Source organism: Lawsonibacter sp., from assembly GCF_022777125.1.
Lineage (GTDB): Bacteria > Bacillota > Clostridia > Oscillospirales > Oscillospiraceae > Lawsonibacter_A > Lawsonibacter_A hominis.
On sequence record NZ_JALFGV010000069.1, the window covers coordinates 1 to 20217 of the forward strand.

Sequence of the window (20217 nt, forward strand, 5' to 3'; positions counted from 1 at the left end):
TGAACTCATTGATTGGCTCTCATCCCTTGGATGATCCGCTTTCACCAAATTATTATGTGCAGAGGAACAGTGCTTAACGCTGCTGTTCCTCTGCTTTTTAGAGAGGGACCACGCATAATTGCTTTCTGCTCATAATGTTCCCGGCGCTTTCTCCAGTGCGGAAGGAGAAGACTTCAAAATCGTCCTCCAATCGTTCCTCCAAATTGAAGAACCATATTAAAAACAGCCTTCTCCCATCACTCTAAGCCGGTATGGGATCAAACCTCAAAAGGAGGTGCAAGCAGTATGTTCATTTATCCAGAAAACCTGAAAGCAAAGCCTATGTTGTGGCTTTGGGAACTGCGGGATATCGGCATCATCGGCGTCAGTTTTCTTCTCTCTGTTCTGGCACTTAGCCAAGGAATCGGCATGGTTCCATTGGTGATTACAGTCCTCTTTGCTTTTCTCACCATTCGCGTTGATGGTTCCAGTATTCTGGACTTTCTGAGAAGAGCGGCCTGTTTTCTAATCCTGCATCAGCAATATTATGAATGGAGGCTTGACCCGTGACTCGAAAAGAAAAACTCGCTGTAAAGCAGCATCAATCCACACGACAGTTGATGGGGATACAGGGGGTTGCGCCTCATGGCGTAACCACATCCAATGCGGAACTGGTTTTTTTCCTTGTGCGGCCAGACAACCTCTCCGTCCTTTCTGCTGACGGGATCCGGGCCAGAGTCAATGCGCTGGCCAATCTATTGCGGGCAGAGCCTGCGGTGGAACTGTTGGTTGTAGATTCCAGAGAGTCCTTCCAGCGGAATAAGGAATTTTATCAGGCGCGCCTGGAAGAGGAGAGACTTCCTGCACTGAGGGAACTTCTGGCGCAAGACATTCGGCATCTGGACGAAATCCTGTCCTCTTCCGCATCTGCCCGTGAATTTGTCTTGATCCTACGCAGGGATCTCAAATCAGATATGAACGAGGGCACATTGCGGCAGTTGGAGAAGGGGATCTGCGATCATGGCCTGCATGTCCGGCTGGCAGATGAGCAGGATGTTAAACGCCTGCTGGCAGTCTATTACCAGCATGATGTGACTACAGATTTTTTTGAAGATGTAGACGGTGGAAAGGCGGTGATTCAAAATGGCAAATAAGAAGAAACAGAAAAAGAAAAGCCCGCCGGCGAAACAACCTGCAGTTGCCAGACCAAAAGAGTATCTCGACCTCATTGCGCCGGCGGCAGTGAAATTCAATACCGACCACTTTATACTGGGCGGGACCTACAGAAGTGTTGTCGCCATTCGTAGTTATCCTCCCACCACAGAGGAACTGGCTCTGCTGCGCAGGCTTGGAGAGTTGGCAGGCGTTACACTGCGCCTTTTTACAAGACGAGTGACTACTGCGGAGGAGGATGCCATCATTCACGCAGCTACCAACAAGAACCGGATGGAGCGCAGTAATTTCAGTAACATGAAGCAGAGCATTACGGCTGAGGAGAAGATCCAGGATGTCGAAACCCTGATCAAGACAACACGGCGGCAGACGGAACCGCTGATCCACTGCTCCTGCTTTCTGGAATTGACTGCAAATACGATGGAAGATCTCAGAACCCTGCGGGATGAGGTCAACGCAATTCTGATCCGGTCCAAGTTGGGAACAGATCCGCTGCTTCTAAGGCAGAGAGAAGGCTTCCTCTCTTCCAATCCGGCGGGGCAAAATGCGTTTGGTTCTTTTGCTGAGCGTGTTCTTCCCGCAACCAGTGTAGCCAATCTGTACCCGATCAGTTACTCGGGTAAAACAGATCCGATGGGTTTCTATGTTGGCCGGGATAAGTACGGCTCCAATGTAATTGTGGATTTGGATCGGAGGGCAGATGACAAAACCAATGCCAGCGCCTTGATCCTCGGCAACAGCGGCCAGGGCAAAACCTACCTGCTCAGGCTCCTGATCTGCAATGGATTGGAAACGGGAAAATCTGTAATCTCTCTGGACTCTGAGCATGAGATGGAAGATCTCTGCCGAAACATTGGCGGATGCTTTTTGGACTTCATGGATGGCCGGCATCGGATCAACCTTCTGGAACCGCGCCGGTGGGATGATGGCAGCGAACCAGATGACCCCGAAGCCCCGGCCGCTTTCCGCGGGACGCTGCTGGCCCAGCATGTCTCTTTCCTGCGGGACATCTTTCGTGTCTATAAGGACTTTGATACCCCGCATATTGACACGCTGGAGTTGATGATCGAGCGGTTATACCGTAAATGGGGTATCAACGACAAAACAGATTTCTCTCGTATGCTTCCTACCGACTACCCCATCCTGTCGGATCTTTACGACATCATTGAGGATGCCTACCAGAATTATGAGAGCGAAGAGGAACTGAAACTCTATCCCGCAGAGATGCTTCGGGATCTGTTGCTGGGGCTCCATTCAATGTGCAAAGGCGCAGACGCACGGTTTTTCAACGGCCACACCAATATCTCGTCCGCACGGTTCCTGGTCTTCTGTGTCAAGGGGCTGGACAGTGTGGCGCAGAACCTGCGGGATACCTTGCTGTTTACCGTGCTCTCCTATATGTCTGACCAACTGCTCACTGCCGGAAATACCGTGGCCGCCATCGACGAACTGTACCTGTGGCTCACCAATCCAGTCGCGGTTACCTACATCCGCAACTGCCTCAAACGGGTTCGTAAAAAGGAGTCCTCCTTGATCCTGGCCAGTCAGAATCTGGAGGATTTTGACCAGCCGGGTATCCGGGAACTGACGCGTCCCCTTTTCGCTATCCCCACACACCAGTTTATTTTCAATGCGGGCGCCATTGACAAAAAGTTTTACATGGAAAATCTCCAGTTGGAAGAAGCAGAGTATGAATTGATCCGGTACCCACAGCGAGGAGTCTGTCTCTATAAATGCGGTAATGACAGGCATCTGTTGGCCGTACATGCTCCGCCGCACAAGGAACGGCTCTTTGGATCGGCTGGCGGTCGGTGATTCAGTCGGAGGTGAAATTAACATGAAGGGCAAATTTGAAAAAGTCCGCACAATAGAAGAGGCGATCTCACAACAGAAAGAAGAAATCCTATGCGGCACACTGGATGACCCTCAGCAAAGGCAGGAACTTCAACGATTGGGTGATCTTGTACAGGAATACAACGCCATTGCGGAATTCCCAATGGAGCTGAAATACCTGATAGCCGAAGACGGTGAATGCTTTTCCGTAGTGGCAGGCTTCATTGGCGATGATACCGGACTTGTGGATGAGGATGGTTGCCGTTTGAAGGTTGGAGATGTGGTGAACCTTGTGCAAGGTGATACCAATTACAATCGCATGATCCTGTTATCAAACTGCGGAAAACCTATTTTTTCTCAGGAGGAACTGGAGTCAAAGAAAGCATTGCGGATAGACTGTTTCAGCGAAGAGAATTTGAAAACTGCGGCATCGTGTGCCTGCTTTGACGTAACCCTGCATAACTGCTTGGACGACGCCGCTGAACAACGGCAGCAGGATAGTTTATCCATGGGATGAGATAACCAATTATAAGTATGGGAGGTGAGTTTTATGGCCATTCCCGCCGCCGCTATTGCAAAGGCCGCAGTTGCTGTTCTCGCAAATGACAAAACGCGCAAGGCAGCGGGCTGGGTTCTGGTGGCGATCCTGTCTCCCGTTATCCTTCTTATTGCTGCGTTCTGCTCCATTCTGGGTGGCTCTGCACAACATAATACCAATATCCTTGACCTGTGTTTCTATGGAGGTACTCTCCCAGCAGATCTATCTGCAGAGTACCGAGTCTACATTGAGGACATACAGACAAGTTTTTCGTTGCTGGATGAACGCATCACAGAAATCAATAGCATGACGGATGAAGGAACAAGCCTTGACGCGATACGAGTCAAGGCCATTTTTTTTGCTCTGTACTTCGGTGCCGACTCTCCCAGCAGTCGGGTCCATCAGGAATTTGTTGGCTGCTTTGTAACTTATGAGGAACGAACTCGGACAGAGGATGACTCAGAAGAGGATGAAACAGACAGCACAGAAGAATCCGATGAAACAGATGCAGATGAAACCTATACAGTGGCAGTCCCCATCACAGACATGGCAACGATATGGTCTAATATCCAAACAAAATTGGGCATCACCGTTACTGAGGAACAACAGGGCAACGCAGACAGCATCTATAACCTGATTTGCTACGGATCATCTACCGGAACGGATGGCTGGATCCCTGGCGCGGACGTGCCGTTTATCGGGGCGGACGGGTTCTGTTCTCCTGTAGGTTCCAGTTGGGAGAGCAGGGTAACCTCTGAGTTTGGCTATCGATCAGACCCCTTCACAGGCCAACCCAGCGGTCACACCGGCATCGATATTGCTGTCCCCACCGGCACTCCTGTTCGTGCCGCTTTGCCTGGAACTGTCACGACTGCCGCCTACAATGCCGGAGGGTACGGTTACTACGTGATGATCGATCACGGCAACGGTATGGTGACCCTATATGCCCACAATTCTAAATTGCTGGTCAGGGCAGGCGATACTGTGGAAGCAGGGGACATCGTATCGCTGTCCGGTTCCACCGGACGTTCTACCGGCCCGCACCTTCATTTTGAAGTGCGAGTCAATGGCCAGCGTGTCAATCCAAGATCATATCTGCCAACTGATTAAAGGAGGTGCGTTCTCATGAAAGAGAGTGAAATTACAATACTAAAAGTAGAGCCGGGCAAAATCCCGGAAGCGGTGACGATCCCAAATACTTTGGATGCCATGCAGAAAGTAGTGGGTGGCTACATTGAAGTGATCCCTTTGAACGATGTCTGCATGGTTTGCAATGAGGAAGGTAAATTAATTGGGCTGGAGGGCAACCGCCGTGTTGGAAACGACATTATCGCCGGCACCTTTTTCCTGGCCGGTGATACCAGTGCGGGTGACTTCTGTTCTCTCACAGAGGAACAGTTGGATCGCTTCCAAAAACTGTTCGCCAAGCCGGAATCATTCCAGCCCGGCGAGGTAGAGGATGCTCTTCGGGTTGAGTTCTACTCGATGTAAGGAGGACAGTATGGACAAGGTTGAACTGAAAGTAACAATGGAGCCGGAGCGCCTGGATGCGCTCCGGTATTTTTTGTCGGCCAAGGAGAAAAGCACGCCCGAGAAAAAACTGAAACGGATGCTGGAAGAACTCTATGAAGAATATGTCCCAGCGGACACTCGTGAGTATCTGGACAGCAGGAATAAGCCTGCTGCACCCCGGCCAAGGCAACAGCGGACAATCAAATCCGGACGTTCCCGTCAGACTCAAAATGATAACAGCAATCAGGAAAAGGACGGACAGGATTTGTCAACCAGTTATGAAATGGGAGGTTGTAATGATGAAAAAGTGTGATTTTCTGAATCAGGATCAGCGTTCGTTCACTCGACTGCTCAGCCTGCGGCAGCGGAAAGACATTCGCTGTCCCGCACCCAGCACCTGCAGCAAGCAGAAAGCTGCTAAACGGCGGAACAGGGGGTGTCCAAATGAGCGGCTCCGTTGAGATCGTACTTTGGCTCCATGAGTATGAGTTCAGGGCACTGAAAAAGCAACTTGCTTCGAATGGAACTGATGTTGAAAAACGAATGCAGGAAATGCTTGCCGATCTATATTCTGAGTGCGTTCCTTCTGAGGAACGACAGGCGATACAGGAACTCATCAATGCTGAACATGCCGAGGCGGTAGCGGATCAAATGGCCAACACCACCTGGGCGGCGTACCATGTCACCGGTCGGGGAGAGGATCTGTATTTCAAAACTTCTTCAGCAGATACACTGCTCATCGCCGCAAAACGCTTGCGTACTTATCTCACCGCTGGGGATAATCCTCTACCTATTTCCTTCGCATCTGTGTTCAAAGACCGCTCGGAAATCACCCAGGCAGAATATGATCAACTCCTGGACCAACGGCTGCAGAACACTGGGAAGGTGTCAGGTGTTTTCGAAATGGACTTTGACAAGGATACATTTTCCGCAGCTAACGCTATGGATGGCTGGCATACCTACCGTATCCATGACGTGAGCGTGGCAGCCTACCACGCTTTCCGAAAACAAAATATCTCGATGGATCAGAGATGGGATCGACTGCTGGACAAACTTGAAGGCAAAGAACTCACGCCGGACTCTGAGGCCATTGTGCTGTCTGGATCAAGACGGCTTCGCATGGAAGAGGTCACCTTTCAAGATGATATGAGCGAGTGCGGAAACCAACTGAATTTTTATGTGCCGATCACATTTGATCCCGACGCAGTCTTCGGAACCAACGTTGTTACCGATGCCAATGATGACTACCTCAATGTCTATGCGGATTTTGATTTGGATGTTGGCGAAGTGTGCGACGCACTCACTGTGATCCAAGCCTGCGGAGATGGTTCTGAAGAAACCTATCGCTATCCCTTAACTGAGGAGGAGCGTTTGTCCCTGCGCTCCAAAATGAATGACTACTGCATGGAACAGACCGGGATGAGTTTGGATGAATATCGCGCACAGTATCTTACCGAAGTGCATTCCATCTCATTCCCGGAGAACCAGACCATGTAATAATGTGAGGAGGCATATAAGGTTGATTGATCGCAGCAGAAAAAACGAATTTGTGTTGGACTGCTTTCGCCAACTCTTGGATGACGGCAACCCGCATCGGTATCGTGAGATCATCGACTATGTACGTGAACAGGCTAAGGGCACACAGTACGAGGGAACAATTGAACAGAACAACCTCGTGCTGCCCATCAGCAAAAAACTTGAGGATCCCACTTTCCCCTATGCGCGAGTGAGCCACGGTTTCTATCAGAAGGTAGAACTACGCTCAGCGGCACAGGAGGCAACCATGTTTCATGCGGCCTCCGTCTATGGTCTGCTGGACAACGTATTTGCCATACAGCGTCAGATGGAAGCTGTTCACAAAACGCAGCAGGAGCAGTTCCACGGAAACAAAACATTGGAGGACTCATATCAAGTTGTTTCTGGTCACCTGGAGATACTGCTCGACAGCATGTCCATGTGGATTGCTGACATGGAAGACCTGACCCAGGAGTCCTCTCAAACGCTTGAAAACGAGGATTTTCGTGGGATGCAGATGGGCTGATACCGGAGGCACAAAAACCGCCCCGTGTGGGCCGCTGTGAGGCCCTGTGTGCCCTTCTCCGGGGGGGCCAGGCCCCCTACCCCTCTTGACCGGTTTGCCGCTGTTCGGCGGGCTTTTTCCACCAGGGGACGGAGGACGAAAAAAAGGCAGGCAGAAAGAGCCGGGGTCGTGAACGCCCCGGCTCTCTCACTTCTGCCCGCAGTGCGGGCAGTTCCGGGCTTTTCCCATCGGGGTTGTTAAAGCGAAAATAACACGCCATAGGGGTTGCGAATCCCCGCAAGCCCCGCCGTTTCAGGCTTTTGGGCGGGGTTGATAGCGGACCTGACATGAATTTGATTGAAAAGGAGGTCCAAAGATGAGAAGCGCAAAAGCGACTGAAGGGTTCCCGTATGACAGCAACCGTATCTGCTACATCGAATTATTTCCAACCGGCGAGATCAACCAACTCGTCACATATGGTGAAAAATTTAAAGGATACATGCGTGCCAAGCAGGGTACCAGCAAACTCTTTGCAGTGTGGCCTGGTCATTGGCGCAGTGATCTGTTCATCATTGATGACCTGGAAGCGTTTCGCATTGGTCAAAGATTACTGAGAGTATGAGGTGAACTACGACGTGAGTTACACAAAGAAAAAATTCGCTCTCTGGCTGACACCGGGAACAAAAGAACTGGTGGAACGCTGCTATCAGCTTGACAATTCCCAGAGTCAGAGCGAATTCATTGAACGAGCCATTCAGTTCTACACTGGTTATCTGGAGGCCGAGCAAGACGGAACATACCTTCCGGTCACCTTGTCTGCTGTGCTGGAAGGATCACTGGGTGCTCTGGGAGATCGTCTTGGGAAACTGCTGTTCAAGATGTCGGTGGAGATGTCCATGATGATGCACCTTATGGCACACGACACTGACGCCACTCTGGATGAACTGGAGCAACTGCGCGGCCGATGTGTAAAGGATGTGATGCGTACCCATGGCATGATTAGTTTCAAGGAGATCTTCCGATTCCAAAAGAGGTTGTAAGTCATGCCGAAACTGGTGCAGAAGTGTGGTTACATCCGCGCAGGCAGTGCGGCGAAATACATGAAGTACATTGCCACTCGAGAGGGTGTGGAGAAACTGCATGGCCGCGGCCCTGTCACACAACCACAGAAAGAAATCATTGAGAAACTGCTCAAGGACTTTCCGGACACCAAGGAACTGTTCGAGTACAGTGACTACTGCGCCTGTCCTTCCTTTGGCAAAGCCTCCGAGTTTATCACCATGGCACTGGATTCCAACGTTCACACTATGGAGACTGGAGATGGCTATCTCAAATACATCGCCACCCGTCCTCGCGTGGAGAAACGTGGCGATCATGGACTGTTCAGTGACTCATATGATGTATCGCTCAAAGATACAATGGCTGAAGTAGCGAAACACGAAGGGCCTGTCTGGACGGTCATTCTTTCTCTGCGGCGTGAAGATGCGTCAGCTCTTGGATACGACAGTGCTGAGAGTTGGCGCACTCTTCTCTTGCAGCATAAGACTCGGCTGGCACAGGCTATGAAGATCCCAGTGGATGACTTCCGATGGTGTGCGGCCTTTCACGATGAAGGGTACCACCCACATGTACACATGATGGTGTGGTCCGCAGATGAAAAACATGGTTACCTGAACAAAGCGGGTATTGCGGCTATGCGATCTGCGCTCACCAATACGATCTTCCGGGATGAGATGCACAATCTCTATGTGAAAAAGGATCTGGCCTATGAGGATCTGGTAAACCAGTCCCGCTCCGCAATGACGGAGTTTATCTCTCGAATGGAAACCTCTGCGTTAGAGAGTGATTCGCTAGCCGAGAAAATGGTGGAGTTGGCCAATGCCCTGGGCAGCGTAAAAGGGAAAAAGCAGTATGGATACCTGCCCAAAAGAGTAAAGGAACTGGTAGATGCGATTACCGATGAGTTGGCACTGCAGCCGGATGTGGCTGCCTGTTATCAGGTCTGGAATGACCTGCGCGATGAGTTGGAAAGGTACTACAAGGATAAACCACGCATCCATACTCCTCTCTCCAAGCAAAAGGAATTCAAGGCAATCAAAAATTCCATTATCCGTGAGGCTGAACATCTTCGTTTGGAGCTGGAACAACAGGAGATCAATTCCGCCAGCCCGGAGCAGAAGAAAGAGTCAGAAAAAGATGAACCAACCGCATCACCGGAAAAGACGGATACCGCTCAACAGCAATATAAGTCACAGCCAATGAACCATCACAACCCGGCAGTAATGGTGACAGTGACTCGACTGCTCTATCATATGGGACGGATTTTTCGAGATAATGGAATGGCGCCTGCCAGTCCGTTGGGCCTTCGAATGGATTCCAAGCGCAGGAAAAAGTTGATGGCTAAGCGACTTGCCCTTGGTCATAAGGCGGATGATCATGAGGAACAGAACTGGCAGAATGGTCCGTCGATGTAAAGGAAAGGAGGTACTATGGCACAGTATATTCATTTCACTGATGAGCAAAAGCAGCGAGCAGCCGAAGTGGATCTTGAAGAATTCCTTCGCCGGAGAGGAGAAAAACTCCTTCCATCTGGACGGGATAAGCGGCTCGACAGCGATCACAGTGTAACGATCCGCGGCTGTGAGTGGTTCGATCACGACAGCCGCCAGGGCGGAAATGCGATCAGTTTTGTCCGGTGGTTTTATCATTACAGTTACCCTGACGCAGTCAAAGCGCTCCTGGGAGGTGAGCAGGGTGCAATATACCCTTCTGCTGCTGGACGGGAGAAACCGCTTCAAAAACCATTTGAACTGCCCGAGCCCAATTCCAATATGCGGCGCGTCTTTGCTTACCTGATGAAACACCGCCACATTGACCGTGATGTGATTGCCTATTTTGCGAAAGAAAAGACTCTCTTTGAGGATAGCAAATATCACAACTGTGTCTTTGTGGGGACAGATGAACAGGGCACCCCGCGCCACGCTCACAAACGAAGTGCCAACAGTTTTGGAAAGTCCTTCCGACAAAATGTGGAGGGCAGTGATCCAAGATACAGCTTTCATCACATCGGCACTGATGGAAAACTTTATGCCTTCGAGGCGCCCATCGATATGCTGTCCTTCATCACCATGTATCCGGATGACTGGAAATCCCACAGCTATGTGGCCTGCTGCGGAACATCTGCGATTCCTGTAATGTCAATGCTTTCCCGTATGCCCTGCACACAGGAGGTGTTCTTATGCCTGGACAATGACGCAGCAGGGCGAGCAGCAAGCCTCCGCATGGCCGAACAGATTGCCGAACAGTTTGGAATTGCCTCGGATCGCCTGACTCCCCAAAACAAAGACTGGAATGATGACCTGTGCGCTCTGGAGGACGCACAGGTCCCTTTTTTAGAAATGGGGTGAAGCCATGACTGACCAGGCGTGGGGCCTAATCGCGCTGTGCGGTGGAATGCTGCTGGTGCTGGTCATTGCCTCTATATTCTCGCAACGCTATTCCCTTAACCGTATCAAATCTAAAACTGTGGGTGACGGACAGCATGGAACTGCACGGTGGGCCACACCAAAGGAAATCCAGCAGACCTATAAACATGTGCCTTTTCGAGTGGATGAGTGGCGTCGAGGAGAAAACCGCCCTCAAGCCCAGGGGTTGGTCTTGGGCTGCGTTGGACGTGCTCCCGTCAGGGCAAAAAAGCATTTCAGGCACGGCGGATTCAAGGCTCTTGTGGACTGTGACGATGTTCACTTCCTGATGATTGGTGCATCCGGTGTCGGTAAGACAGCGTTTTTCCTGTATTCCAATCTGGAATATTCCTGCGCCTGCGGAATGAGTTTTCTAGCGCTGGACACCAAAGGTGATCTGGCGAGGAACTACGGTGCCATCGCCAGCAAGTATTACGGTTACAAGATTTCCGTGATTGACCTTCGCAATCCGACCAGGTCAGACGGAAATAATCTTTTGACACTGATCAACCGCTATATGGATTTGGCGCAGGAAGATTCCAACAACCTGGCAGCCAGAGCCAAGGCGGAGAAGTATGCAAAAATCCTGGCGAAGACAATCGTGAACCCAGATGGCGATGCTTCTTCATATGGGCAAAATGCGTTTTTCTACGATGCAGCTGAGGGCCTGCTCACTGCTGTCGTTCTCCTGCTGGCGGAATATCTACCCCCTACGAATAAGGCCCCCTGGGAAAGAAGACACATTGTTTCTGTGTTCAAACTGGTGCAGGATCTGCTGGAGTCCCCCGGCCCAAGACAAAAAAATTATTTCCAGCAACTGATGGCAAAACTTCCGGAAAATCATAAGGCAAAATGGTTTGCGGGAGCGGCGCTCAACACCTCCGACCAGGCGATGGCTTCTGTCATGTCCACCGTTCTGTCCAGGCTGAATGCGTTTCTTGACAGTGAGTTGGAACAGGTCATCTGCTTTGACAGCGCCATTGACGCGGAAACCTTTGCCAGCGAGAAATGCGCCATCTTTCTGATCCTGCCGGAAGAAGACACCACCAAGAACTTCATGGCCGGACTGATGATCCAGAACCTGAGTCGAGAACTGTTTGCTGTTGCTGATGAGAATGGCGGAAAACTGAAAAACCGTGTGGTGCTGTTTTGCGATGAGCTGGGAACCATGCCGCCATTTGATATTTTGCCCCTATTCTCCGCTGGGCGCTCCAGACGGTTGACTCTAGTACCGATCATCCAATCATTAGCTCAGCTTGAAAAAAACTATGGCAAAGAGGGCAGCGAGATCATTCAAGATAACTGCCAGGACACAATCTTCGGCGGTTTTGCGCCTGGCAGCCAGACTGCGGAAGTGTTGTCCAAAAACCTCGGCACCCGCACGGTGCAGTCCGGCTCTGTGAGCCAGGGCAAGAATGACCCCAGTCAATCTCTGCAGATGGTGGAGCGGCCCCTGATGACTCCGGACGAATTGAGGTCCATTCCCAAAGGCCACTTTGTTGTGATGAAAACAGGCTGCCATCCGATGCAGACTCGACTTCGCCTCTTCCTGGAATGGGGCATTACCTTCGAAAAAGAGGGATACACTGTACCTGCACGGGAAAACGCACAGGTTCACTACGCTGGGCGAAAGGAGTTGGAGGATAGTATCCTATGCCGTTCAATGAAAAATGCGGAATCAAAAAAAGCAGATGGCGCACCACCGCAAAATGGCGGACAGGGGATGACGGAAGCGGATGACCATGTGCAGCCCTCCGACGATTCAAGCTTGAGAACATAATAGGAGGTGAACCAGGTGGGTTATTTTGAATCGATCTATGCGGACACTGAATTGCCTCATCGGTGCAAGACTGTTTACATATATCTTCGTGATCGGGCCAATGCATCCGGATCCTGCTGGCCGGGCATTAAAACAATCGCCTCTGATCTCGGCTTGTCACGTAGCACTGTGAAGAGAGCGATCAACGAGTTGGAGCGCAAAGGGTTCCTGCTAAAGAACCCCAGGTTCCGCACAAATGGCAGCCATACCTCAAACCTATACACTGTGAGGTAAAGTGAAAAAGTGGTTTGTACCATATCCTAGTACAAACCACTTTTTCTTAAATAACTTGCCGCCAAGGGGCTTATGCGCCTTGGCGTTGGACCGAGGGTGGGTTCATTATGGTCCCCCCAGAAGATCCCACTCTATCGGAGAACCTAGTACAGAGAATAGTCTTACATCTATGTTTGCGGATAACTTCAATTTTAGGCATAAACAAATCAAACGTATGAGACTGCTATTCTATGTTCCTATCCAAGCCAGCGAAGAACTCATCATAAGAGCAACTGTGTCATCGCCGGAGTAAAATAGACCTATACGCCGGGCAAAAATTGACCCACGCCTAAAGACCGGCTATCTTAAAAGTGTGTGCAATACTTTTAAGGGAGATGGCCGAATGATTAGGAGTGGGCTGATACTAATGATAAAAGAATTAGCAAGAAAAGGCAAGAGTGCATATTCCATTGGGCGTGAAATTGGAGTATCAAAAAACACTGCCCGGAAGTACATAACACAGCCAGTGCAGCCGCATGGTTTGAAGGGTGTTAGAAAAGGCTCCAAGCTGGACCCTTACAAACCACAGTTGAACATCTGGATGCAGCAAGGTATTTTCAACTGTGTGGTACTGCTGGAACGGCTGCGGGCACTGGGGTATGATGGCGGGATGAGTATCCTGAAAGAATACGTACATCCGTACCGGCCAGCGAAGTCCGCGCCGGCGGTGCGGCGCTATGAGACACCCAGTGGCAAGCAGTTCCCGGAAGTCCACAATCGCTACCTTGCGCTCAAAAAACGCAGAGGCCACAAAAAAGCAATCATCGCTATTGCCAGGATGCTGCTCACCGCCATTTACAATATGCTCAAGAAAAATGAGCCTTACAATCCTGAATTATACCGGCAGGCAGACCGGCCGCCTGCACACCGAGAGGTTTCCGTAGACGAGGCCATCTTTATCCTCCAGCGGCAGGGATATCTGGTGACTGCTCCATCCACCACTTAGACTTTAAGCATAACTGCATTTTTCGCCCGCTCTTAGGGGGCTTGGTTTTGTGCGTCCTTTTTCGGAATGGTACTTAGACTACAATGTTTCAACCTTACTCCTTCTTGACTGACTGCTGCGACCAGCGCCGGATTACAGCGATAGTGTAATATTCTGCTCTCCGTCTTCTATTTGAACGACATCCTCCGCCAACAGACCGTCCTGTCTACAGATCTGCTTCAGGGTTTCTATCTCCACAGTGAGATCCAGCTTGTCATCATCGTATAGACTATCGTACATCTTCCTCATGGCCACCTGGATGCCATCCAAGCAGACTGCTACCTTTTCTGCGTCGTCCGCAACAGGTACACCGCTCTGCTCCAGCCGAGCATACCGCTGGAGGATTCCACTGAAGGTGGGCAGGTAGTAACTGAACAGCTGGCGCGCCTTGGGAATGTCCTCCGGCTGCTCCTTTAGGGCGGCGAGAATCTTCTCTACCACCTGGCAGACCTCCTCACCGGATTTTCGGATCCGCTGGTCATGGATTCGCAGGGTAAGCTGACGCAGTTCCAACAAGTCAGAGCGGCCCTTTTGCAGGAGGACTGCTCTATCGCTGGCGGAATCTGGTTTTTTCTTGGGCTTGCGGAATGCAAAATACAATACCAGCGCCACCAGTACGAGGACGCAGGAAATCGCAATGATCCCAATGATTAAAAACAGTCTGGAGAGCGAAGGGGAAAAGCGCCGGAGGATCAGGAACAGGACCGCGGCCCCGATCAGACCCAGGATGCCCAAACCACCGGATGACTGATTGCTCACAGGTATTCTCTCCTCTCCCATGATTTAGCCTGGGGCGAAGCTCTGTCCTATGTGCTGTCCACTCTAAAAAAATCCTTTGACTACGATGAAATAGGTAAGTACACCTAAGAGGAATATCAGCAAATTTAGTTGCCGCCGTATGGTTAAGAATGGGAGCGGCTGCCGTGGGACAGCCGCTCCCGAACGCAGCAGTTATCTTATACCAGGGCAAGTATGGTCAGCCGCCGATGGCGCCGCCGCAGAACTCGCAGCAGCCGGAGGCGTCCGGCGTAGTGGTGGCACCGCAGTAGGGGCAGGTCACCGCAGTCTTGGGGGCGTTTGCCGCCGCCGCGCTGTCCCGGGCCTCCTGGCGAATCTGGAGAAGTGCCTCACGGATCTCCTGACCCATCTGCTCATACTGCTGGTATTCCAGGCTGGCTCGAACCTCGTCGGCGTTGGATACCCGCACACCGCCCATCATTCCGCCGCCCATGGGGGCGCGGCCAGGCATGGGACGGCCTCCCGGAGGAACCGCACCAGGCCGGACTGCGCCAGGCCGGACTGCGCCGGGACGCACTGCCCCGGGGCGAACCGCGCCGGGCATCGGACGGCTGGCGCCGGACCTGGAGCGGGGCATAGCGGTGGGGCTGTCCAGTAAGGTCTCCTCATCGTTGTCCACAGAGGAACTGTTCAGCTTGAACCGGATCTCGTTGAAGTAGGGGTTATTGACATGGATTACGATGTAGAAGTCGTAGGAATAGGCGTACCGTTTGGGCGTGAAGCTCTGGTGATGGCCTTCCTGATCCTTGTACTCGATCTCCGTCCGGCTCTCATCAATATCCAAGGTACAGCCGGTCACATCGGAGAAACTGAGCACATCGGGGTTGACGCTCTGCCAGTTCCGGGCAGAGGTGACCAGGAAGGTCCCGGCATCCTCGTCCAGAATCACCTTGGTGCTCTCGCCCAGGGTACGGGTGGCGTGAAACGCCGCCACTTTCTCCTGATTGGCCTCCCGGTATTCCAGCTGGGCCTTGATGTCCTCCACGGTACTCTGCCGCCGCTCGCTGAACCAGGGGGAGAGCTTGGCCGCACAGTTCTTGCAGCAGTTTCCGTCCTCCAGCTTGCGGTTGCCCAGCAGCCCGATATCCCCGCCGCAGATGGAGCATTGCTTTTTGTCAAACAGTTTTCCAAACAGAGCCATAATGATTTCCTCCTTGCTAATCTCTCCGCCGGTCTATATTTAACCGGTCAGAATAAATGTGGGCAGTTAATGGTGTCAAAGAGCCTTAAACGGGCGTCTTCAGCTGCACCGCCCCGTAAATATACAGGCCGGGCACTAACAGATTGAGGGCCAGATTGGTGATGCTGAACTTCCCGCCGCCAATCAGGCCGATCACCATGGAGATGATGCTGACTACTACGATCAGAATGCCCCAGGTCACACACTTTTTGGCGAGCTCAGGGGCTTTGCACGCCTTGAGTCCCTTCACACCGGCGATGATCTCGATGACGGAGGCGATGGTGACGATGATAGAGCTGGCATAGAGCAGGCCGGCCCCTTCCGCGCTGCCTGCGATGGCCACCAGGGCGCTGACGCCCAGTATGGCGATTACACCGGCAATGACGGCGATGATTCCGCCCACGATCATCAGGATAGAGGTGATTTTCAGAAAACTTTGACCTTTCATTTGATGTTCCTCCATATTCTCTTTATTTGCTCAGCGGCTAAATTCCCCGTATCGGAACCATACGCCGCATTGGCACAAGTTACTTGCCCAGGCAGCGGTATAGGAATGTCACGATCTGGGCGCGGCTGCAATCGGCATTAGGACTGAAAGTGGTGGCGCTGGTGCCGCTGGTAATACCGTTTTTCACTGCCCACTTCACCGCGTCAGTATAGTAGGTGCCCTCCGCCACGTCCGTGAAGGAGTTCGCGGCGCCGTCCGCCGGGGACTTCTGGGAGCGCCAGAGGAAAGTCACCGTCTGGGCCCGGGTACAGGTGGCGTTGGGGCTGAAGGTGGTGGCGCTGGTGCCGGAGGTGATGCCGTTCTCCACAGCCCACTGGACCGCTGTCTCGTAGTAGCTGCCCGCGGCCACATCCGTAAAGGCGGACTCTTTGCTCTTGGGTGCGGGGCTGCCCGCTGCACGCCAGAGGAAGGTCACGATCTGAGCGCGGGTGCAGTCGGCGTTGGGAGAGAAGGCGGTACCGCTGGTGCCGCTGGTCACGCCCTTTTCTACCGCCCATGCCACCGCATCGGTGTAGTAAGCGCCCTCCGGCACGTCGGAGAAGGTGGTCATGGCACCCAGTTTGGAGACGGCCAGAGTTGCCTTGTCAGAGGTGACCTCTCCGGCTTTGTTGCTGACCACACAGTAGTAGACAGTACCGTTATCATCCGGCACGTTCACGGCCTTGATGGTATAGGTCGGGCCGTTGGTGCCCACCTTGGCCGCGCCGCCCTTGGCTTCACACCACCACTGGTAGTTCAGAGTCTCGCCGGTGGCGGCAACGGAAAAGGTAACGTCCGCGCCCTCCTTGACGCTGACGGACTTGGGCTGGGTGGTGATGGCGGGCGCTCCGGCCTTCAGCGCCGGGAAGGTGTAGTTGATCCGCAGCTCCTGGGTGCCGGTGCCGGAGACGATCTTGGCCTCCTGACCGTTGACCGTGGCAGTGACCTTGGAGGTAAACTTGTTTGTACCCGCCGCTTTCAAAGTGAGATTGACCGTATAAGCCTTATCTGCGGCAAATTTACTGTCTCCGGGAGACCAGAGCACTGACGCGATGATGTACTCTTCCGAACCGGCCTCGGCAGAGGTGTCCGGCTTTGTGCCGATGGCCGGAGCGTCGATGCCCGTGACGGAAACGGAGGAGATTTCACCAGCCTTCAACGCCGGGAAGGTGTAGGAGACGGTATAGGTAACGAACTTACCCTTGGTCGATGAGGTCAGCGTCGCCTTCTGCCCGTTGACCGTGACAGTGCCGACATTTTTGAAGTCGTCGGCCAGCACATGGGCAGCATCCGCCTTCAGAGTGAAAGAGACAGTATACGCCGTTCCCGCTTGGAACGTGGCGTCGGCGGGGGACCATTTGACATCGCTGGCTTCAACGCCGCTGCCGGTCACAGCTGTGGAGGGGGCCTTGCCGATCTCCGGCGCAGTGACGGTCATGGCGGCGAATTTGATGATCTGCGAATCATCCGCTTTGACCTTGATGTAAAAAGCATATCGTTTTTCGTTGGCATTGAGGCCAGCCACCGTGTCGTCCGAGGTCAGGCCGTTCCAGGTCGCGGTGCTGCCGGGGGCAAATGTGTAGCCGTCCGCGGCGGATACCGTAACCACCACCGCGATGTTGTCCCCGTTGGCGGGAACGTAGTCAGTCAGGGTTTTCCGGAACATCTGGTACTCGATCTTCTTGACGGTGCAGCCAGGAGTAGAGGTGGAGGCAGTGTAGTCCGCCGCTGTGCCGTGCTTCAAAGCGTCAAGCCCGGTGACCGCAACAGTGGAGATGGTTTTCGACGGCTTTTCACAGGTAAAATCGATGGTTACGCCGCGCTGTTCCGGCTCTCCGTATACATTGGTAACCTCCACCGTTTTGCCGTTGACGGTGGCTGTCATACTGTCAGCACCGTCAAAGGTATAGCCCTTTTCGGGGAGGAGATAGAGGCAGGCCCGGTAGGTCTTCCCCGCCTGGAAGGTACCGGCGCTGTTCATCTTCAGAGAACCGTCATACCAGCTCATGCTCTTCAGGGTGTAGCCCGTCCCGCCCAGCTTGCAGGTCTCCACAGGCTTTGCCCCGTCCACCGGGGTCACAACACCGGTGACGGCCACCTCGGAAATGATCTTCTTTGTTGTGACCCAGTTTTGGTTTTCGGAGTTTTCACCGCCTGTGGCCGGGAAATGGTAAGCCACAGTAAGATAGTCCGTTCCGCCGTACACCGGTGATGCTGACCCGCCGTTTACGGTGACTTTTGTGGTGGAATATCCCACCAGTTCATACCCGCTTGCGGGTGTAACCGTAACAAACGCCGAATATGCCTTGCCGCCCTGTGCAACCGCGCCGGAGACAACATCAACGCCGTCTGTGGAGTTGTGCCATTTGATGACCTCGACTGACGCGATGCCGGGGGTGCTGCACTCCGCCGTCATGTCCAGCGGCTGGCCGGTAACAGGTGCGTCGATGCCGGTAACCGCCACACGATCAATGCGGGCGTTGGTCACGCAAATCAGCACACTCATCCTGTCCAAGATTTTATCAGGCTGTCCCCAGGTTTTATCAATTTTTTGAATGTTAAGGAGACACTCTCCCGGACGTTTTGCCAGTCCCGCATCGGAGATAATATCGTCATCGGAACTCAAAGCCTCCACATAGTATGTGAGGTCATCAGACCAATCATGGCGAGGCACGGTATATGCACCAAGTCCTTTTGCATGTTGTCCGGTCAGCTTATATATGATGGACTGTATCTCTGGCTTGTCAAAAGCATTCTCCCCGACCTCCAAATACAAATCATATCTTTCGTCGGCCAGTGCCGTGGCGCCCAGCGCCGGGAGCAGGCCCAGCACCATCACCAGGGTGAGCAGAACGCTCAGAAGTCTGCTGGTTCGTTTTTTCATATTGGACTCCTCCTTCAAATTTCATTTCAGAAAATCGCATGGTTCCAGCCGTTATCCGGATACCTCCCCCGGGAGAATGAACTGGGTCTCATTCGGGTCCGCCTCCTCCAGCAGGACGGAGCCGTCGTAGCCGCTCTGCACCAGGGCGAAACGGCGGAGATTGCCGCCTCCGTCCACATAGGAAATGCCGTAATTGGGGATGGTACCCATAAAACCCAGCTGTACCGCCACCGGGGTGTCCACCGTCATCACCTCCGGCAGGCTGTCCAGCCCCTCCTCCAGCACAACAGGCGTGGCGGAGAAAATCGCCGCCCCAGTCTCCGTGAAGTCCGTCAGCTCCAGCGTCAGCACTGTGAACGACCTCACCGGGCTGTCCGTGGTGAAGAGGAGGACGGCGGCGCCGGCGCCGTCGTACAGGGTGACCCAGTCGCAGTCCACGTCCCCAGCCTCTGTCAGATACCGGACCGACACCGGAACCCTGGATTCATTGGCGCTCCCAACCTCTGTCCCGGAGAAGGGCGTCAGGGGCAGAGGCTCCCCGGCGGGGTCCAGCGCCCAGAAATCCTCCGCTGTCATGTCTGACTTCTCCGATTCCGCCGGGTCCCAGCTTCCGGTCTCGTTGTAATAGACATCAAGATCCCCGTCGCTGTTGAGGCCGGTAAAGAGAAAGCTCTCACATTCCAGTTCGGTCCCGTCTTTAGTGAGATAAAACACGCCCTGGCCGTTCTCCGCCGCACTGTTGGCACCGTAGTAGTAGAAGTGGCCGTCGCCCATGTAGACATAGCTGCTGCGGTACCAGCCCTCAAAGACCAGCTCCGGCTTGCCATCCACCAGGGTATAGAGGGCGTTGGTCATCCCGTTGAGCCCACCTACCGCCAGCTCCGGGATTCCGTCGCCGCTGAGGTCTTCTATCAGATAGCCCATCTCATACACGGCGTTGTCCCCTGCGGCCCGGGCGAACTCCAAAACGCCCATTTCGCCGGGCTTGTCGCTGTCCTGGCCGAAGGGGTCGGACACCAGGGTGCGGAATCGCTCCACCAGCTCGCTGTAGACCAGGTCAGGGTCAGTGGCCTGCTCCGATGTCTGCTCCGGGTCCTTCGTGCCCACCGGCTTTTTACCTCCCTTTTCCGGGATCTGGAGGCCCGGTGTGTGTGCGGGCGTCGATTCCTCTCCATCTGGCGAGCTGTTGTCCGCCGGCTGGCCGCCGCAGGCCGTCATGGCCACCAGTAGCAAAAGCGACAGAAAGAGCGCGGCATATCGTTTCATTTCATT

At 53.2% G+C, this 20217-nt stretch carries 20 protein-coding genes and 1 pseudogene; 16 read left to right on the top strand and 5 right to left on the bottom strand.

Annotated elements, in window-relative coordinates:
- Positions 1-285: 285 nt before the first annotated feature.
- From MR825_RS05715 to MR825_RS05790, 16 genes and pseudogenes are all read left to right on the top strand, one after another.
- Entirely contained in the window at positions 286-549 is a 264-nt protein-coding gene (locus MR825_RS05715; protein ID WP_287879407.1) for a hypothetical protein, read from the top strand.
- Complete coding sequence (locus tag MR825_RS05720; RefSeq protein ID WP_287879409.1) at positions 546-1133, top strand: hypothetical protein; 588 nt, start codon at positions 546-548, stop codon at positions 1131-1133. The genes MR825_RS05715 and MR825_RS05720 overlap by 4 nt, the downstream gene beginning before the upstream one ends.
- Positions 1123-2967 (top strand): VirB4 family type IV secretion system protein, encoded by a 1845-nt coding sequence (locus MR825_RS05725; RefSeq protein ID WP_287879411.1) that lies wholly within the window; start codon positions 1123-1125, stop codon positions 2965-2967. Before MR825_RS05720 ends, MR825_RS05725 begins: the two co-directional genes overlap by 11 nt.
- Positions 2945-3502, top strand: coding sequence for a hypothetical protein (locus tag MR825_RS05730; protein ID WP_287879413.1), 558 nt, complete (start codon positions 2945-2947; stop codon positions 3500-3502). The genes MR825_RS05725 and MR825_RS05730 overlap by 23 nt, the downstream gene beginning before the upstream one ends.
- Positions 3503-3535: 33 nt before the next feature.
- The gene (locus MR825_RS05735) at positions 3536-4633 is read left to right on the top strand and encodes a M23 family metallopeptidase (RefSeq protein WP_287879416.1); all 1098 of its coding nucleotides are present in this window, start codon (positions 3536-3538) and stop codon (positions 4631-4633) included.
- A 15-nt stretch (positions 4634-4648) separates the two neighbouring features.
- Positions 4649-5014, top strand: coding sequence for a DUF3846 domain-containing protein (locus tag MR825_RS05740; protein ID WP_287879419.1), 366 nt, complete (start codon positions 4649-4651; stop codon positions 5012-5014).
- A 10-nt stretch (positions 5015-5024) separates the two neighbouring features.
- The gene (locus MR825_RS05745) at positions 5025-5348 is read left to right on the top strand and encodes a DUF6103 family protein (protein ID WP_287879422.1); all 324 of its coding nucleotides are present in this window, start codon (positions 5025-5027) and stop codon (positions 5346-5348) included.
- 131 nt (positions 5349-5479) lie between these two features.
- Positions 5480-6532: a hypothetical protein gene (locus MR825_RS05750; protein ID WP_287879424.1), complete on the top strand. Its 1053-nt coding sequence runs from the start codon at positions 5480-5482 to the stop codon at positions 6530-6532.
- A 22-nt stretch (positions 6533-6554) separates the two neighbouring features.
- Positions 6555-7076 carry a hypothetical protein gene (locus MR825_RS05755; protein ID WP_287879426.1) on the top strand — a complete coding sequence of 174 codons (522 nt, stop codon included), beginning with the start codon at positions 6555-6557 and terminating at the stop codon, positions 7074-7076.
- A 355-nt stretch (positions 7077-7431) separates the two neighbouring features.
- Positions 7432-7677, top strand: coding sequence for a hypothetical protein (locus MR825_RS05760; RefSeq protein WP_101691728.1), 246 nt, complete (start codon positions 7432-7434; stop codon positions 7675-7677).
- Position 7678: 1 nt separating this feature from the next.
- Positions 7679-8095, top strand: a complete 417-nt coding sequence (locus tag MR825_RS05765) for a hypothetical protein (RefSeq protein WP_287879433.1) — start codon at positions 7679-7681, stop codon at positions 8093-8095.
- A gap of 3 nt (positions 8096-8098) precedes the next feature.
- Entirely contained in the window at positions 8099-9529 is a 1431-nt protein-coding gene (gene mobP3, locus MR825_RS05770; RefSeq protein ID WP_287879436.1) for a MobP3 family relaxase, read from the top strand.
- Between the two features lie 15 nt (positions 9530-9544).
- Positions 9545-10462: a DUF3991 and toprim domain-containing protein gene (locus tag MR825_RS05775; protein ID WP_287879438.1), complete on the top strand. Its 918-nt coding sequence runs from the start codon at positions 9545-9547 to the stop codon at positions 10460-10462.
- Positions 10463-10466: 4 nt separating this feature from the next.
- Complete coding sequence (locus MR825_RS05780) at positions 10467-12299, top strand: type IV secretory system conjugative DNA transfer family protein (RefSeq protein ID WP_441328108.1); 1833 nt, start codon at positions 10467-10469, stop codon at positions 12297-12299.
- A gap of 15 nt (positions 12300-12314) precedes the next feature.
- Positions 12315-12572 carry a helix-turn-helix domain-containing protein gene (locus tag MR825_RS05785; RefSeq protein ID WP_195328290.1) on the top strand — a complete coding sequence of 86 codons (258 nt, stop codon included), beginning with the start codon at positions 12315-12317 and terminating at the stop codon, positions 12570-12572.
- Positions 12573-13305: 733 nt separating this feature from the next.
- Positions 13306-13557, top strand: a pseudogene (locus tag MR825_RS05790) (IS110 family transposase); the annotation flags it as partial.
- 132 nt (positions 13558-13689) lie between these two features.
- Here MR825_RS05790 and MR825_RS05795 read toward each other — a convergent pair.
- The 5 genes from MR825_RS05795 to MR825_RS05815 all read right to left on the bottom strand — a co-directional run bounded on the left by MR825_RS05795 (position 13690) and on the right by MR825_RS05815 (position 20211).
- Positions 13690-14355, bottom strand: a complete 666-nt coding sequence (locus MR825_RS05795) for a 5-bromo-4-chloroindolyl phosphate hydrolysis family protein (protein WP_287879444.1) — start codon at positions 14353-14355, stop codon at positions 13690-13692.
- Between the two features lie 217 nt (positions 14356-14572).
- A complete protein-coding gene (locus MR825_RS05800) occupies positions 14573-15535 on the bottom strand; it encodes a DUF4428 domain-containing protein (protein WP_287879447.1) in 963 nt (320 codons plus the stop codon).
- Between the two features lie 85 nt (positions 15536-15620).
- The gene (locus tag MR825_RS05805) at positions 15621-16022 is read right to left on the bottom strand and encodes a hypothetical protein (RefSeq protein ID WP_287879450.1); all 402 of its coding nucleotides are present in this window, start codon (positions 16020-16022) and stop codon (positions 15621-15623) included.
- Between the two features lie 79 nt (positions 16023-16101).
- Entirely contained in the window at positions 16102-18945 is a 2844-nt protein-coding gene (locus MR825_RS05810) for an S-layer homology domain-containing protein (protein WP_287879453.1), read from the bottom strand.
- Positions 18946-18996: 51 nt separating this feature from the next.
- On the bottom strand, positions 18997-20211 hold the full coding sequence (locus MR825_RS05815; RefSeq protein WP_287879455.1) for a hypothetical protein: 1215 nt from the start codon (positions 20209-20211) through the stop codon (positions 18997-18999).
- Positions 20212-20217 lie beyond the last annotated feature (6 nt).

Coding starts and splice junctions, on each gene's coding strand:
- MR825_RS05715 (WP_287879407.1), top strand. CDS start 286: ATGTTCATTTATCCAGAAAACCTGAAAGCAAAGCCTATGTTGTGGCTT.
- MR825_RS05725 (WP_287879411.1), top strand. CDS start 1,123: ATGGCAAATAAGAAGAAACAGAAAAAGAAAAGCCCGCCGGCGAAACAA.
- MR825_RS05735 (WP_287879416.1), top strand. CDS start 3,536: ATGGCCATTCCCGCCGCCGCTATTGCAAAGGCCGCAGTTGCTGTTCTC.
- MR825_RS05740 (WP_287879419.1), top strand. CDS start 4,649: ATGAAAGAGAGTGAAATTACAATACTAAAAGTAGAGCCGGGCAAAATC.
- MR825_RS05745 (WP_287879422.1), top strand. CDS start 5,025: ATGGACAAGGTTGAACTGAAAGTAACAATGGAGCCGGAGCGCCTGGAT.
- MR825_RS05750 (WP_287879424.1), top strand. CDS start 5,480: ATGAGCGGCTCCGTTGAGATCGTACTTTGGCTCCATGAGTATGAGTTC.
- MR825_RS05760 (WP_101691728.1), top strand. CDS start 7,432: ATGAGAAGCGCAAAAGCGACTGAAGGGTTCCCGTATGACAGCAACCGT.
- mobP3 (WP_287879436.1), top strand. CDS start 8,099: ATGCCGAAACTGGTGCAGAAGTGTGGTTACATCCGCGCAGGCAGTGCG.
- MR825_RS05775 (WP_287879438.1), top strand. CDS start 9,545: ATGGCACAGTATATTCATTTCACTGATGAGCAAAAGCAGCGAGCAGCC.
- MR825_RS05780 (WP_441328108.1), top strand. CDS start 10,467: ATGACTGACCAGGCGTGGGGCCTAATCGCGCTGTGCGGTGGAATGCTG.
- MR825_RS05800 (WP_287879447.1), bottom strand. CDS start 15,535: ATGGCTCTGTTTGGAAAACTGTTTGACAAAAAGCAATGCTCCATCTGC.
- MR825_RS05805 (WP_287879450.1), bottom strand. CDS start 16,022: ATGAAAGGTCAAAGTTTTCTGAAAATCACCTCTATCCTGATGATCGTG.
- MR825_RS05810 (WP_287879453.1), bottom strand. CDS start 18,945: ATGAAAAAACGAACCAGCAGACTTCTGAGCGTTCTGCTCACCCTGGTG.
- MR825_RS05815 (WP_287879455.1), bottom strand. CDS start 20,211: ATGAAACGATATGCCGCGCTCTTTCTGTCGCTTTTGCTACTGGTGGCC.